Origin of the sequence: Xanthobacter sp. YC-JY1 (assembly GCF_021730305.1) — a bacterium.
Taxonomy (GTDB): domain Bacteria; phylum Pseudomonadota; class Alphaproteobacteria; order Rhizobiales; family Xanthobacteraceae; genus Xanthobacter; species Xanthobacter flavus.
The window spans coordinates 20,619-34,844 of record NZ_CP032674.1 but is presented as its reverse complement, the minus strand read 5'-3'; the positions used below and the strand labels follow the sequence as shown (position 1 = coordinate 34,844).

The 14,226-nt window shown below is 69.4% G+C and carries 14 protein-coding genes; 8 read left to right on the top strand and 6 right to left on the bottom strand.

Going from position 1 to position 14,226, the window contains the following annotated elements:
- Window positions 1–179: 179 nt before the first annotated feature.
- Window positions 180–1,016: a glutaminyl-peptide cyclotransferase gene (locus tag D7006_RS00190; protein WP_237355089.1), complete on the bottom strand. Its 837-nt coding sequence runs from the start codon at window positions 1,014–1,016 to the stop codon at window positions 180–182.
- Between the two features lie 123 nt (window positions 1,017–1,139).
- On the bottom strand, window positions 1,140–2,747 hold the full coding sequence (locus tag D7006_RS00185; RefSeq protein WP_237355088.1) for a gamma-glutamyltransferase family protein: 1,608 nt from the start codon (window positions 2,745–2,747) through the stop codon (window positions 1,140–1,142).
- Window positions 2,748–2,918: 171 nt separating this feature from the next.
- On the opposite strand from D7006_RS00185, the gene D7006_RS00180 reads away from it, so the two are divergent.
- Window positions 2,919–3,161 carry a hypothetical protein gene (locus D7006_RS00180; RefSeq protein WP_237355086.1) on the top strand — a complete coding sequence of 81 codons (243 nt, stop codon included), beginning with the start codon at window positions 2,919–2,921 and terminating at the stop codon, window positions 3,159–3,161.
- Between the two features lie 6 nt (window positions 3,162–3,167).
- Here D7006_RS00180 and D7006_RS00175 read toward each other — a convergent pair whose 3' ends face one another.
- A complete protein-coding gene (locus D7006_RS00175) occupies window positions 3,168–3,845 on the bottom strand; it encodes a nitroreductase (protein WP_371745011.1) in 678 nt (225 codons plus the stop codon).
- Between the two features lie 455 nt (window positions 3,846–4,300).
- Between D7006_RS00175 and D7006_RS25330 the strand changes: the two genes are divergently transcribed.
- The 3 genes from D7006_RS25330 to D7006_RS00155 all read left to right on the top strand — a co-directional run bounded on the left by D7006_RS25330 (window position 4,301) and on the right by D7006_RS00155 (window position 7,109).
- Window positions 4,301–4,993, top strand: coding sequence for a cold-shock protein (locus D7006_RS25330; RefSeq protein ID WP_169123311.1), 693 nt, complete (start codon window positions 4,301–4,303; stop codon window positions 4,991–4,993).
- Between the two features lie 155 nt (window positions 4,994–5,148).
- On the top strand, window positions 5,149–5,340 hold the full coding sequence (locus tag D7006_RS00160; protein WP_029556187.1) for a hypothetical protein: 192 nt from the start codon (window positions 5,149–5,151) through the stop codon (window positions 5,338–5,340).
- 140 nt (window positions 5,341–5,480) lie between these two features.
- Window positions 5,481–7,109 carry an AMP-binding protein gene (locus D7006_RS00155; protein WP_237355084.1) on the top strand — a complete coding sequence of 543 codons (1,629 nt, stop codon included), beginning with the start codon at window positions 5,481–5,483 and terminating at the stop codon, window positions 7,107–7,109.
- Between the two features lie 3 nt (window positions 7,110–7,112).
- Here the strand turns inward: D7006_RS00155 and D7006_RS00150 are convergent, their stop codons facing one another.
- Entirely contained in the window at window positions 7,113–7,880 is a 768-nt protein-coding gene (locus tag D7006_RS00150; protein WP_237355082.1) for an aldolase/citrate lyase family protein, read from the bottom strand.
- Window positions 7,881–7,962: 82 nt separating this feature from the next.
- Window positions 7,963–9,090: an FAD-binding oxidoreductase gene (locus D7006_RS00145; RefSeq protein WP_237355081.1), complete on the bottom strand. Its 1,128-nt coding sequence runs from the start codon at window positions 9,088–9,090 to the stop codon at window positions 7,963–7,965.
- A 233-nt stretch (window positions 9,091–9,323) separates the two neighbouring features.
- Between D7006_RS00145 and D7006_RS00140 the strand changes: the two genes are divergently transcribed.
- From D7006_RS00140 to D7006_RS00125, 4 genes are all read left to right on the top strand, one after another.
- A complete protein-coding gene (locus tag D7006_RS00140; RefSeq protein WP_237355079.1) occupies window positions 9,324–10,511 on the top strand; it encodes a pyridoxal phosphate-dependent aminotransferase in 1,188 nt (395 codons plus the stop codon).
- Between the two features lie 3 nt (window positions 10,512–10,514).
- Window positions 10,515–11,222 carry a lysozyme inhibitor LprI family protein gene (locus tag D7006_RS00135; protein WP_237355077.1) on the top strand — a complete coding sequence of 236 codons (708 nt, stop codon included), beginning with the start codon at window positions 10,515–10,517 and terminating at the stop codon, window positions 11,220–11,222.
- 139 nt (window positions 11,223–11,361) lie between these two features.
- Window positions 11,362–12,306 carry a sugar kinase gene (locus D7006_RS00130; protein ID WP_237355076.1) on the top strand — a complete coding sequence of 315 codons (945 nt, stop codon included), beginning with the start codon at window positions 11,362–11,364 and terminating at the stop codon, window positions 12,304–12,306.
- 17 nt (window positions 12,307–12,323) lie between these two features.
- Window positions 12,324–12,626: a HigA family addiction module antitoxin gene (locus tag D7006_RS00125; protein WP_237355075.1), complete on the top strand. Its 303-nt coding sequence runs from the start codon at window positions 12,324–12,326 to the stop codon at window positions 12,624–12,626.
- Window positions 12,627–12,647: 21 nt separating this feature from the next.
- On the opposite strand, the gene D7006_RS00120 is transcribed toward D7006_RS00125, so the two are convergent.
- Window positions 12,648–14,147 (bottom strand): phosphomannomutase/phosphoglucomutase, encoded by a 1,500-nt coding sequence (locus D7006_RS00120; protein ID WP_237355074.1) that lies wholly within the window; start codon window positions 14,145–14,147, stop codon window positions 12,648–12,650.
- Window positions 14,148–14,226: the final 79 nt, after the last annotated feature.

Here is a 14,226-nt window from a genome sequence, read left to right as displayed (position 1 = left end):
CAAGTTGACGTCAAGACCCAGCAGCGGCGCGATCTGCGTCGGGCTGTGACCCGTGCGGCGCCGCGGGCCCTGCCCGCCGGCGCAGCCGAAGCTCCCCGGCTGTCGTCTTCCCCGGACGGCAGCCGGACTCATGTCAGGACCAGGCCAACGACCCTGCCCCGGCCCAAGGGCTTCCGGCCTCAGCGCAATTCCAGCGCGATCTCCCACACATGCGGCCAGCACTTGCCGGTGACCAGCAGGTGGCCGGTGGCCTTGTCGAAGGCGATGCCGTTCAGCACGTAGGGATAGACGAGCTTCGCCGGATCCGGATTGAGGCCGGACAGGTCGATCCAGCCGAGCATCCTGCCGTCCACGGGATCGATGATGGCGATGAAATGGCTCTGCCAGACATTGGCGTAGAGCTTGCCGTCCGCATATTCCAGCTCGTTGAGGAAGCCCAGCGGCGCCACCGCGTCGGAGACGAAGATGGTGCGCACCCGCTCGAAGGTTGCGGGATCTCGGAAGACGATGGAGGACGAGCCGTTGCTGGTGATGAGGTGGGTGCCGTCATGGGTCATCCCCCACCCCTGCTCGGTATAGCGGAAGGCACCGATCTGCTCGAACGTCCTGCGGTCATAGACGTAGGCGTGATTGTCCAGATAGGTGAGCTGGTAGATGCGCTCGCCCATCACCGTCACGCCCTCACCGAAGACGTTGGGGTCCAGCGCCCGCTCGCGCAGCACCCGGCCGCTCGCCAGATCCCACTCGATCAGGCGGGAGCGGCCGTAGAGGCCGGTGCCCTCATAGATGCTGCCGCCCTCCAGCACGAAGCCTTCCGTATAGGACGAGGTATCGTGCGGATGCACCTTGACCACGCGGTAGCGGTAGACCGGGATGGCGCTCTGCCCCAGCACGCGCTCGGAGGTGAGCTGGACCGGCCCGTGGGTGGGGGGCTCGCCGGTGTAGGACTGCTCCCCCGCCGCACGGGCACGGCCGGCGGCCAGAGCCGTCAGGCCGAGCCCGGAGAGGCCCTTCATGAGCGAACGCCGCCCGATCGCCCCGCGCCCGACCATCCCCCGTCCGATCATCGGCGCCGCTCTCCCGTGTTGGTGTTGGCGGCATGCTCGTCGCGCGCCGCGCCGGGCGTCAAGCTCAAGCTGTCAGACGCCCGCCGCCCCGCCGTCGGCGCGGGGATCGTGGGCGCCTTCGAGCTGTCCGCTGGTGTGGATCACCACGCCGCCGGCATGGCCCATGGTGTCGGAATAGGCTTCCGGCAGAACCACCAGCTCGTGACCCACGGACAGGAGGCGATCTACGATATTGCCGTCAAAGCGCGATTCCAGCTTCAGATTGGTCTCCTGGTCGCCCCAGGTGCGGCCTAGCAGCCAGCGCGGCCGGGCGATGGCCTCGCCCAGCGGCACGTCGAACATGGCGTGGCGGGTGAACACCGCTGCCTGCGTCTGCGGCTGGCCCTCTCCGCCCATGGTGCCATAGGCGAGGATGCGCCCGTCGGCGAGTTCCGCGAGGGCCGGGTTGAGGGTGTGGAACGGCCGCCGGCCGGGCATCAGCGGGTTGAGCGACTTGCGGTCGAGGGCGAAGCTGACGCCGCGATTCTGCATCAGCACGCCGGTGGAGGGCAGCACGCAGCCCGAGCCGAACTCGAAATAGATGGACTGGATGTAGGACACCGCCAGTCCAGAGGCGTCGGCAGCGCCCATCCAGATGGTATCGCCGGGCTTCGCCTCGTGCGGCCAGGCCAGCGCCCGCCCCATGTCGATCTTCGCCGCCCGCTGAGCCACCGCCTTGGGCTCGAGGAAGGAGGCGGGATCGTAGGGCAGGTGCTCGGGATCGCACACCACCTGCTGGCGCACCAGGAAGGCGCGCTTGGTGGCCTCCACCAAGCCATGGATGTGCTCGAACGTCTCCGCCCGCGCCACCTTGAGCTGGTCGAACAGGCCGAGGATGAGGAGGGAGGCGAGGCCCTGCGTCGGCGGCGGGGCGTTGAACAGGCGGGCGCCGCCGATCTTCATCTCCAACGGCGGACGCTCGCGGGCGGTGTAGCGCTCGAGATCGGCGCGGGTGACCGGGCTGCCGATGCGTTCGAGGTCCGATGCCATCTCGCGGCCCACGTCGCCCCGGTAGAAATCGGCGAGGCCGGCGGCGGCGAGGTGGTCCAGCGTATCGGCAAGGCGCGGCTGGCGCTGCAGCGAGCCCTCTTCCGGCACGGCGCCGCCCAGCAGGAACACCTCGGCGAAGCCGGGCACGCTCTCCAGATCCGCCTTCTTCTCCTGGGTGAGCCGCGTCTGGGAGCGCGTCACCGGCACACCCTCGCGGGCGTAGCGGATGGCCGGCTCCAGCAGCCGACGCAGGGTCATCCGCCCGCCATGGCCGCGCGCCGCGTCGAGCGCCATTCCCCAGCCGCCCACCGCGCCGGGCACGGTGACGGCGGCGTTCGGGCCACGGGTGGGAATCGTCTCGAAGCCGAGGTCGTGGTAGCGGGCGATGGTGGCGAGGCTGCCGGCGAAGCCGCACGCCTCGATGTAGCGCACCCGCCCGGACGGCTCGCGGATGAGCCAGAAGCCGTCGCCGCCCACATGGTTCATGTGCGGATAGACCACCGCGATGGCCGCCGCCGCCGCGATCATCGCCTCGATGGCGTTGCCGCCCTCCGCCAGCACCTCCTGCCCGGCCGTGGCGGCGAGGTGATGCGGCGCGGCGACGATGCCACGGGCGGCGTGGGTGCTTTCATACTCTTCGGCGGCCAGCATGAGGGTCCTCGGGGCAAAGCGGGAGAGGGACCGGGGCGGCCGGACTTGACCCGGCGACGCGCCCAGCGCAGTTTCCGCCCCATATAGAGCAGCGGCCGGCGAAAGACTCCAGCGTCCGACGCCCGCCGCGCGGTTTGGCGGGATCGCGCCGAACGGTATCGGGAGACTGGAATGGCGGGTTCGGGTGTGGGCAAGACGGGGGGCGGCAGCCTGTTCACCGTGGTGAGCGCCACCACGCTGGTCGCCACCGAGGCTTTCGCCACCGCCATTGCCGCCGGCTGGGCGCTGGCCGGCCTGATGCACCTCGGCGACATCGGCGAGTATGCCCTGATGGGGCTGTTCAGCATCGCCGCGCTCTACATCACGGTGAAATATTTCCGCCGCGCCTATCAGGTGGAGATGTCGCTGACCTGAGCCGCCTCACGGCTGCCAGCGCGTCACCACGTCGGCGAGTGCCGGTCGCGGCCGGTCGTCCGGGCGCGTCGCCGGCCGGCCGATATGGATGAAGCCGGCCACTTTCTCCCCCACCCCGACGCCGAGCAGGGCCGCCGCCGCAGGGTCGCGCCCCGGCCATTTCAGCAGCCACAGCGCCGAGAAGCCCAGCGCCGTCGCCGCCACCACCAGGTTCATCGCGGCCGCCCCGGCGGAGAGAATCTGGTTCAGCTCCGGGATCTTGGCGGACGGGTCCGCCCGGCTGACCACCACCACCGTCACCGGCGCCCGCATCAGATAGTCCCGCCACATGCGCGCCTTGTCCGGCGCGAGGCCCGGATTCTGCGCGGCATAGAGCGCATCGAGCCGCGCCCCGGCCACCTCCCGCGCCTCTCCCTCGATGACGATGAAGCGCCACGGCACCAGCCGGCCATGGTCCGGCACCCGGGCGGCGATGGCGAGCATGCGGTCCAGCTCCTGCGGCGTCGGGCCGGGTTCGAGCAGCGCGCGCAGCGGCAAAGAGCGGCGCGTCTCCAGCAGGTCCAGCGTCGCGGGGGAGACCGGCACGTCCGCCAGCGGCATCTCGTAGGCGACGGCCGCGCCGTGTCCGTGCGGAGGGGGCGCGGTCTGCGGATCGGCGGATGACGATGCGGCGGCCTCGGCCATGGCGGCCTCCTTCGGCACAGGCGGCAGGGCGTTCATGAATAGATGCACTGCCGCAAAATAGAACGAGGTACAATCGAACTAGAAGTCTTCGCGTCGCCGCGGCGGGCAGCCGTCACCTGCGGAACGGACGGGTCCGGCGGGCCGAGGAACCCCCACGAAATGCTGCGCAACAATCAAGCGGCGCCGTCGCCCAACATTCATGTACCAAAGCGGCTGAGATGTGTTAGTCTGCATGTTGGTCGGGGCCGTGCGCCCGAGTGTGTGGGTACGTTTTCCGACCTGTCATATAGGCTGCGAGGCGAGACGCGGGTGGCTGGAACAGGCGTTGTGCGAAGGCGGAATTTAATACGCCCGAAGCGTGCAAGTTAAAGTGTGGCACGAAGAAACGCATCATTGTCCGGCAGTGGTGGATGGCCCTAAGCCAAAATTGGCGACTGACCTCAACGGAAATACACATGAGCCGTAACCGAGACTTCCGAGAGCCGCGCCGCCGTGGCTTTGACGACGATTTTGCGCCGCCGCGTGACCGCGGCTTCGGAGGGGACCGCCCCTTTTCCTCGCCCAGCAGCAGCTTCAGCGCCCCCGCCCCGTCTGGCCCGCCCATCGACGCCACCGTGAAGTGGTTCAACCCTGAGAAGGGTTTCGGCTTCGTCGAGCTGTCCGACGGTTCGGGTGACGTGTTCCTGCACGCCCGTGCCCTCGAGGCCGCCGGCCAGGAAAGCGTGCCCCCCGGCTCCAAGCTGTCGGTGCGCGTTGGCCAGGGCCAGAAGGGCCGTCAGGTCACTGAAGTGCTCGAAGTCGACACCTCGACTGCGGAAGCCGCTCCGGCCCGCCGCAGCTTCGGCGATCGTCCCGGCGGCTTCGGCGGCGGTGGTGGCGGCGGCTTCGGCGGCGCTCCCCGTTCGGGTGGCGGCCCCCGTGCCGCGACCGGCCCCACCGAAGAGCGCGTGGGCACCGTGAAGTGGTACAACCCCGAGAAGGGCTTCGGCTTCATCGCGGTGGAAGGCGGCGGCAAGGACGTGTTCGTGCACGTCACCGTCATCTCCCGTTCCGGCCTCAGCGACCTCGCCGAGGGCCAGCGCGTGATGGTGCAGGTGGGTCAGGGCCCCAAGGGTCCGGAAGCCCGCGGCATCGAGCTCGCCGATTGATCTCGCAGATTCCTTCGCCGCCGGCCGGTCCTTCCGGGCGGCGGTGAGGAGCAATGCGACCAGCGGTGCCGGGCGCAAGCGCGGCGCCGTTTCCGTTTTTGCAGTTTCCGTTCCGCAGGTTCGGCCTGGGAGCGATGCCGGAGTTGAACACGACCATGGCGCAACAGGCCGAGGCTGACCTCGCAAGCCTTCTCGATCGCCTCAAGGCGGCCCAGCGCGAGCTGGTCCTCACCGCAGCCAAGGGCTCTACCCTCCCCTCCGACGGCATGCTGCGCAAGATTTCCGAGCTGGAAGGCGCCATCGCCGCCACCGAGGCCCTGATGCAGGAAGAAGGCGTCCGGCGCTGAGCCCCCGGCCGCGCCGGCCTTCCTCCTCCCGTCCCGAATCCTGATGGAGGTACCCCGGCTAACGGCTGGGTGGACCTTCTGCGTCCGAGCCTGTAGCGTGCGCCGCAACAAAAGGGCGGGGCGGAAAGGCACGGGTCGGGATGCTTGCGCACAGCACGGGCGCATCGGGATCAGGCGCACAATCCAGCGAATATGAGCGCCGACGCCGCGCCTTCCTCTGGATGGTGCCGGAGCGCTACAACATGGCGGTCCACGCCTGCGACGCCATCGCGGCGCAGCATCCGGACCGTCCCGCGCTGTTCCTGCCCGACGGCAACGGCTTCTCTCACGTTTCCTACGGCGCGCTGGCGCGGCTCTCGAACCAGTTGGCCCATGCGCTCGTCGCGCAGGGCATCGGGCCCGGCGACCGGGTAGCCATTCTCCTTCCCCAGTCGCTGGAAGTGCTCGTCACCCATCTCGCCGTCTACAAGATGGGCGCCATCGCGGTGCCGCTGGCCGGTGCGTTCGGCGTGGATGCCATCGCCTATCGCCTTCTGGATTCCGGCGCCCGCGCCCTCGTCACCGACGATGCCGGCCTCGCCAAGCTCATCGCGCGGCCCGAAGCGCTGGACCTCGTGGTCAATGTGGATGGGGCGCGCGATGGCGCCATGGGCTTCTCCGCTCTGGTGGAGGCGGCCTCCGACCGCCCGCTTCCCATCGCTTCCGGCCCGGACGATCCGGCGCTGATGATCTACACCTCCGGCACCACCGGCCAGCCCAAGGGCGCGCTGCATGGCCACCGGGTGCTGTTCGCCCATGTCAGCGGCGTCACCTTCACCCATGACGGCATCGGGCAGGCGGGCGACCGCATGTGGACGCCCTCGGACTGGGCCTGGGCCGGCGGGCTCCTGAACACCGTGCTGCCGGCGCTGGCGCTGGGCGTGCCGGTGGTGGCGCAGCCGCGCGGCAAGTTCGATCCCGAAGCCGCCTTCGCCTTGATGAAGCGCGCCGAGGTGCGCAACGTCTTCATCCCGCCCACGGCGCTGCGCATGATGCGGCAGGTGCAGAACCCGCGCGAAAAGTTCGGTTTCGCCCTGCGCACGGTGGGCTCGGCCGGCGAGGCGCTGGGCGCGGAGACGTTCGAATGGGGCCGCGAGGCCCTCGGCGTGCCGGTGAACGAATTCTACGGCCAGACCGAATGCAACTATGTCATCGGCTCCTCGGCCGCGCTGGGCGTCGCCAAGGCGGGCGCCACCGGCAAGGCGGTGCCCGGCCACGATGTGGCGGTGCTGGGCGAGGACGGGCGCATCCTGCCGCCCGGCCAGATGGGCCAGATCGCCGTGCACACGCCCGACCCGGTGATGTTCCTGCGCTATTGGAACCGCCCCGAGGCCACCGCCGACAAGGTGAAGAACGGCTGGCTCCTCACCGGCGATCTCGCGACGCGGGACGAGGAGGGCTATTTCCACTTCCTCGGCCGCGACGACGACGTCATCACCTCCGCCGGCTATCGCATCGGCCCGGCGGAGATTGAGGACGTGCTTCTGAAGCACCCCGCCGTCGCCATGGCCGCCGCCGTGGGCAAGAAGGACCCGCTGCGCACGGAGATCGTCAAGGCGGTCATCGTGCCCATGCCCGGCGTGGAGCCCACGCCGGAGCTGGAGGCGGAAATCCGCGACTTCGTGCGCACGCGCCTCGCGGCCTACGAGTATCCCCGCGAGATCCAGTTCGTGGACGAGCTGCCGCTGACCACCACCGGCAAGGTCATCCGCCGGATGCTGCGGGATTAAAGCTCAGCCCTTGTATTGCTTGGCCAGCGCCTCGGAGCTGCGGGCGAACAAGGCGGCGTCCACCCCCACGGCGGTGAACACCGAGCCGGCCGCCATGTAGCGGCGGGCCAGCGCCTCGTCGCCCACAACCAGCACGCCGCCGCGATTGCCGGCGGCGGTGATGCGCCTCAGCCCGTCCTCGATGGCTTCCACCACCCGGGGATGGGTGGGCTGGTGCAGAAGGCCCATGGAGGCGGAGAGGTCGCCGGGGCCGATGAAGATGCCGTCCACGCCCGGCACGGCGGCGATCTCCTCCACCTTCTCCAGCGCTTCCATGGTCTCCACCTGCACCAGCACGCACATCTCGTCGGCATAGCGGGTGAAGTAATCACTGACGCGGCCGAAGCGGGTGGCGCGGGAGGCCACCGCATAGCCGCGGATGCCGTCCGGCGGATAGCGCGTCGCCGCCACCGCCGCGCGCGCCTCCTCGGCATCCTGCACCATGGGGATGAGGAAGCTCTGGGTGCCGATGTCGAGGAAGCGCTTCAGCGTCACCGCATCGTTCCACGGCACCCGCACCACCGGCTGGGTGCCGTAGCCCACCATGGACTGGAGCTGGTTGAAGACATTGGGCAGCTCGTTGGGCGCGTGCTCGGTGTCCAGCACCAGCCAGTCGAAGCCCGCGCCGGCGAGGATCTCCGAGACATAGTTTGAGGGCACGGCGCACCACAGGCCGATCTGCTGGGTGCCGGCGTGGATCGCGCGCTTGAACGGATTCTCGGGCAGTTGCATGGGGCTTCCTCGGGGGCGTTTTCTGGGATTTTTCGTCACCGCTTTGCGCGGCTTTGCCGATGGCGGTCGGCGGGGGTGCCGCCTACTCCGGACGGAGCATAGCGGGCACCTCCTCGCCCAGCACCATGCCGGCGAGCATTTCGCCCAGCGCCGGGGCGAACTTGAAGAGGTGGCCGCCGGCGAAGAAGTCCACCGCGCCGCGCCTGACCACCTCGAGGCGTTCGGATTCCCACGGCGCGCCGTCGTCGGGATGCTCCAGCGAGGTGGAGACGCAGCTCTCGATGGTGAAGCGCGAGGTGTCGAGGCCGGGCAGCGTCTCGGCCGCCAGCGCCAGCGTATGCTCGATCACCTGGTCGGGATGGCCGCCGCCGCTGCGGTCGGTGTCACTGGGCTCCAGACCCACGGCGAACAGGCCGTCATGCAGGGCCGGCAGGCCGTAGGTGTAGAGCACGCCGTGGCGGTGGTCGCTCTTGTCCCGGAAGGAGACCATGGGCCGCGCCGCGAGATCGCCGGTCATGGGGAAGAGCAGCCGCTGGTGCACGCTGTAGACCTGCGGCACCCGCACGCCCATGGCGCCGGAGAGCATGGGCGTCTGCATCCCCGCCGCCACCAGCACGCGTCGCGCGCGGTAGATGGCACTGCGGGTGGAGACCAGCACATGCCCGGCGCGCTGGGTGAGGCCCAGCACCGGCGTGTGCTCGTGCAGCGCATCGCCGAGCGTCGCGGCAAGCCATTCGATGCTGTCGCGGGCGCGGATGGTGCCGGCCTCCTCCTCCAGGATCACCGGCCGGGACCACGGGCGGTGCACCGGCAGAAGCTCTTCCTGCTCGGCGGGAGAGACGAAGCGGACCTTGAGGTCGAGCCCGGCGAGGCGCTTCAGCTCCGCCTCGGCCTCGGAGACGATGAGGAAGGAGCCGGTGCGCTCGATGAGGGGGCGGCCGGCCTCCTCCTCCCACCGCGCCCAGCCGGTGCTGGCCTTGCGGGCGAGCCAGAGCATGCGCGGATCGTTATAGGCCGCGCGCATGATGCGCGAGCCCCCGGCCGACTGGGCACCGCCCGCCGCGCCGGCATCGAAGCAGCGCACACAGATGCCGAGGCTCGTCAGCACATGGGCGACCGACAGGCCGACAATGCCGGCACCGACGATGGCGATCTCGGTTTCCTCGAATGGCAGGGGGGCGGTCGAGGGGGAGGCGGTCGATTGGGACATGGGCACGTTTCCCGATTCGGCTCTTGGCTTTCTCGTAACATGCTGACCATGGCCACGCTTTGCGCGTCGCAGCAGGTTTTCCCCCACTCCCCACCCGTGGCCTTCGGTGCTATCCAAGGCGTCCTCTTTCCCTACGTTCAGAGGGCGATTCACCGAGCAAATTGGGTCAATTTGCTCGGATCGCGCTCTGGAAGCGGCGCACAAGACGCCGCGCGCCCAAGGAGCTGCCGGCGATGCTCACCACCAATCCCGCCTTCGACCGCATCGGCGAGGAGAACGCCTTCGCCGTCCTCGCCCGCGCCACGGCGCTCCAGGCGGAGGGGCGCTCCATCCTCAATCTCGGCATCGGTCAGCCCGACTTCCAGACGCCCGCCCACATCGTCGAGGCGGCGGTGAAGGCGCTGCGCGACGGCCAGCACGGCTATACCCCCTCCGTCGGCATCCTGCCGCTGCGCGAGGCGGTGGCCGGCGATCTGAACCGCCGCTACGGCGTCGAGGTGGACCCGAACCTCGTGATGATCGTGCCTGGCGGCAAGGTCACCATGTATGCGGCCATCCGCCTGTTCGGCGAGCCCGGCGCGGAGATCCTCTATCCCGACCCCGGCTTTCCCATCTATCGCTCCATGATCGAGCACACCGGCGCGACGCCCATCCCGGTGCCGATCCGCGAGGAGAACGGCTTCGCCTTCTCGGCCGAGGAGACGCTTGCCCTCATCACGCCGCGCACGCGGCTCCTCATCATCAATTCGCCCGCCAACCCCACGGGCGGCGTCACCCCCGCCGCCGAGATCGACAAGCTGGTGAAGGGCCTTTCCGCCCATCCCCACGTCGCGCTCATGTCGGACGAGATCTACGACCGCTTCCTCTTCGACGGGGAGGAACACCGCACCCTCCTCGCCTATCCCGATATCCGCGACCGGCTGATCCTGCTCAACGGCTGGTCCAAGACCTATGCCATGACCGGCTGGCGCCTCGGCTATTCCATCTGGCCGAAGAGCCTCTACGACCAGGTGCGCAAGCTGGCGGTGAACTGCTGGTCCTGCGTCAACGCCGCGACACAGTATGCCGGCATCGCCGCGCTCGAAGGTCCTCAGGATGCGGTGTTCGCCATGACCGCCGAGTTCGACGCCCGCCGCCGCATGGTGGTGGAGGGGCTGAACGCGCTGCCCGGCGTCACCTGCGCGACGCCCAAGGGCGCCTTCTACGCCTTCCCCAACATCACCGGCACCGGCTGGACCTCGGCCAAGAAGCTCGCCTCGGCCCTGCTGGAGGAAGCGGGCGTGGCGGTGATCGGCGGGCCGGATTTCGGCGTCCATGGCGAGGGCTACCTGCGCCTCTCCTACGCCACCTCGCGAGAGAACATCACCGCAGCGCTCGGCCGCATGGGCGATTTCCTCGCCGCCAACCGCAAGGTGGCCTGAGGCGTGGGGGCGGCGCGGCGGCGACCGGGGCGGCGGGCGCTTCTCGCCCTCGCCCTCGTGCTGCTGGCCTTCTCGCCCGTGCTGCTGGTGCTGACGCGCCCGCCGCCGGACGGTCCCGCCCCCATGGTCGCTCCCGCTCTGCCGGAGCCCGCGCCGGAACCGCCCGTTCCGGCCGATGCGGACCTGCCACCGGGCCCGTCCCCGGCGCGCCCCCAGCCACCCCGCGCGTCCGGCAGCGACGCGGCGACGCCGGAGCGCTGGAAGGTCGTCGTCGCCTGCCCGCGCGAGAAGGTGTCGGGCGGGCAATACAATCGCTGCCTTTATGACGTGACCCGCACGTCCGAGCAGGCGCTGGAGGCGGAGCTGGCCAACGCCTTCACCGTCATCGAAGCGCGCACCGACCTGCAGAGCACCCAGCGCGCCCGCTGGAAGACGCAGCTCGACGAGGCGCAGTCGCGCTTCCTCCTGTTCCGCAATCTCGACTGCCAGGGCGTCGCGCCGTTCGAGGGGCCGCGCGGCATCGGCAATTTCGAGCAGCGCTCGCTTTGCCTCATCGCCGCCAATCGCGGCCGCGCCGCTGATCTCAGGGCGCGCTACGGGACGCCGCGGCCGGAGGGCGACGCCGCCAAGGACGGCGCAAAGCCCGGCCCCACCGGCCCCGAGCCGCGCGACGGCACCTGGACCCACCCGGTGCCGCCGCCGGTGGAATGAGCCATTCCGGCTCAGGAGCGGTGAATCGGCCTCTCTTTGCGCAAGAGAACGCGTTATCCGGTCCGCTTGCGTTGCAAGCCGCCCGGCGCGTGCTCTAGGGTCCGGCGCCCGGCGCAGGGCACCAGGAACGGAGGCAGCCGTGGCGAAAGTGGTCTGTGTGGGCGAGGTGATGGTGGAACTCGCCCGCGGTTCCGACGGGCGCTTCGGCCTCGCCTTCGGCGGCGACACCTTCAACACCGCCGTCTATCTCGCCCGGGCCGGCGTGGACGTGGCCTATGCCACCGCGCTCGGCGACGATGCCTTCTCCGGCGACATCCTCGCCCTCGGCGCGGCGGAAGGCGTGGACATGAACCTGATCCCGCGCGTCAGCGGCAAGGTGCCCGGCCTCTATCTCATCACCACGGATGACGCCGGCGAGCGCAGCTTCCATTACTGGCGCGACACCTCCCCCGCCCGCGCCCTGTTCGAGGCGGACGGCTGGCAGGAGGTGGCGGCGGCGCTGGTGGGGGCGGGCGCGGTCTATTATTCCGGCATCACCCTGTCGCTTTATTCCAACCAGGGGCTCGGCCGCTTCCTCGCCGCGCTGGAAATGGCGGGCGGAGCCGGCGACAGCCGCAGCGGTCCGCCGGCCTGGCGCATCTTCGACGGCAATTTCCGCCCGCGCGGCTGGGGCGGCGATCTCTCCCGCGCCCGCACCGTGTTCGCCGAGGCGCTGAAGCGCTCCAGCATGGCGCTGCCCACCTTCGAGGACGAGGCGGCCCTGTGGGGTGACGCCTCCCCCGCCGCCACCATCGAGCGCATCACCACCTACGGGGTGAGCGAAGTGGTGGTGAAGAACGGGGCCGGCGGCGCGCTGGTCCATGCCGAGGGGCGCACCGTGGAGGTGCCGGTGGAGCGCACCGTCTCCCCCCTCGACACCACGGGGGCCGGCGACAGCTTCAATGCCGGCTATCTCGCCGCCCGCATCGCCGGCGCGACGCCCGAAGCCGCCGCCCAGGCCGGCCACCGCCTCGCCGCCGAAGTCATCATGCACCGCGGCGCCATCATCCCCCGCGCCGCGCAGGAGGGCGCGACGGCGCATTGAGGGGACACATGCGAAAGATGACCAAGCGAAAGCCAGCGGGCGTCGGCGAAATCCTCGTCGAGGAATTCATGGTCCCGCTCGGCCTCACCCAGGCCGCGCTCGCGGAGGCCATGGGTGTTCCCCGGAAGCATGTGAACGAGTTGTGCAACGATCGCCGCGCCGTGACGGCCGCGACGGCGCTCATCCTCGCGCGCGTCTTCGGCAACAGCCCGGATTTCTGGCTGAACGTCCAGCGCCGGACGGATCTGTGGCAGACACTGAACTCGCCCGAGGAGCGCGCGCGGATCGAGCGGGCGAAGCCATTGGCTCCGGCCGCCTGATCCACGGCACGCGATACCGCCTCAGATCGTCTGGTTGTATTCGCCGATGCCGGGGTGCTGGCGCAGCACGCCGTCGATCTCCTTGAACATCTCGCGCATGCGGGCTTCGGAGACCGGGCTTTCCACCACCACCACAAGCTCGGGCTTGTTGGAGGAGGCGCGCAAGAGGCCCCAGGAGCCGTCCTCGCAGGTGACGCGCACGCCGTTCACCGTCACGAGGTCACGGATCTTCTGGCCGGTGACGGTGGCGCCTTCAGCAGCCAGCTTCTCGTAATGCTCCACCACCTTGGCGACGACGCCATACTTGGCTTCGTCCGCGCAGTGGGGGGACATGGTGGGCGAGGACCAGGTCTTGGGCAGCGCCTCGCGCAGCTCGCTGAGCTTCTTGCCGGGGTTGCGGTCCAGCATGTCGAGCACGGCGATGGCGGAGACGAGGCCGTCGTCATAGCCGCGGCCCACGGGCTTGTTGAAGAAGTAGTGGCCGGACTTCTCGAAGCCCACGAGCGCGCCGGTCTCGTTCACCCGGCGCTTCATGTAGGAATGGCCGGTCTTCCAATAGTCCGCCTTCACGCCGAGCTTGATGAGCTCGGGGTCGGTGGCGAACAGGCCGGTGGACTTCACGTCGACCACGAAGGTGGAGTTGGGGTAGATCTTGGCGAGGTCGCGGGCGAGCAGCACGCCCACCTTGTCGGCGAAGATCTCCTCGCCGGTATTGTCCACCACGCCGCAGCGGTCGCCGTCGCCGTCGAAGCCGAGCGCCACGTCCGCCTTGTGCTCCAGCACCGCGTCCCGCATGGCATGGAGCATCTCCATGTCCTCGGGGTTCGGATTGTACTTGGGGAAGGTGTGGTCCAGCTCGGTATCGAGCGGCACCACCTCGACGCCCAGCGCCTCGAGGATCTTCGGGGCGAAGGCGCCGGCCGTGCCGTTGCCGCAGGCCACCACCGCCTTGATGGGGTGCTTCAGCTTCGGCCGGTCGGTGAGGTCCTTGATGTAGACCTCGGGGAAGTTCTCGACGAACACGTAGGCGCCGCCGCCCTTGAGGTCGAACTTCGCGCCGAGCACGATTTCCTTCAGCCGGGTCATCTCATCCGGGCCGAAGGTCAGCGGGCGGTTCACGCCCATCTTCACGCCGGTCCAGCCATTGTCGTTGTGCGAGGCGGTGACCATGGCCACCGCCGGCACGTCGAGGGCGAACTGGGCGAAATAGGCCATGGGCGACATGGCGAGGCCGATGTCATGCACCTTGATGCCCGCCGCCATGAGGCCGGAGACCAGCGCCAGCTTGATGGAGGAGGAATAGGAGCGGAAGTCGTGGCCGGTGACGATCTCCGGCTTCACGCCCATCTCGTGCATCAGCGTGCCCAGGCCCATGCCCAGGGCCTGCACGCCCATCAGGTTGATTTCCTTCTGGAACAACCAGCGGGCGTCATACTCCCGGAAGCCGGTCGGCTTCACCATGGGCTCGGACTCGTAGGCGTAGGTATTGGGCGTCAGGACCGGCTTCGGCGTCGGGAACATGGGGACCATTCCTCCGCAGCACGCAAAATTTCGCGGTCGCGAGATAGCACGGATTCGTGACCGTACGAACGGCTGCGCT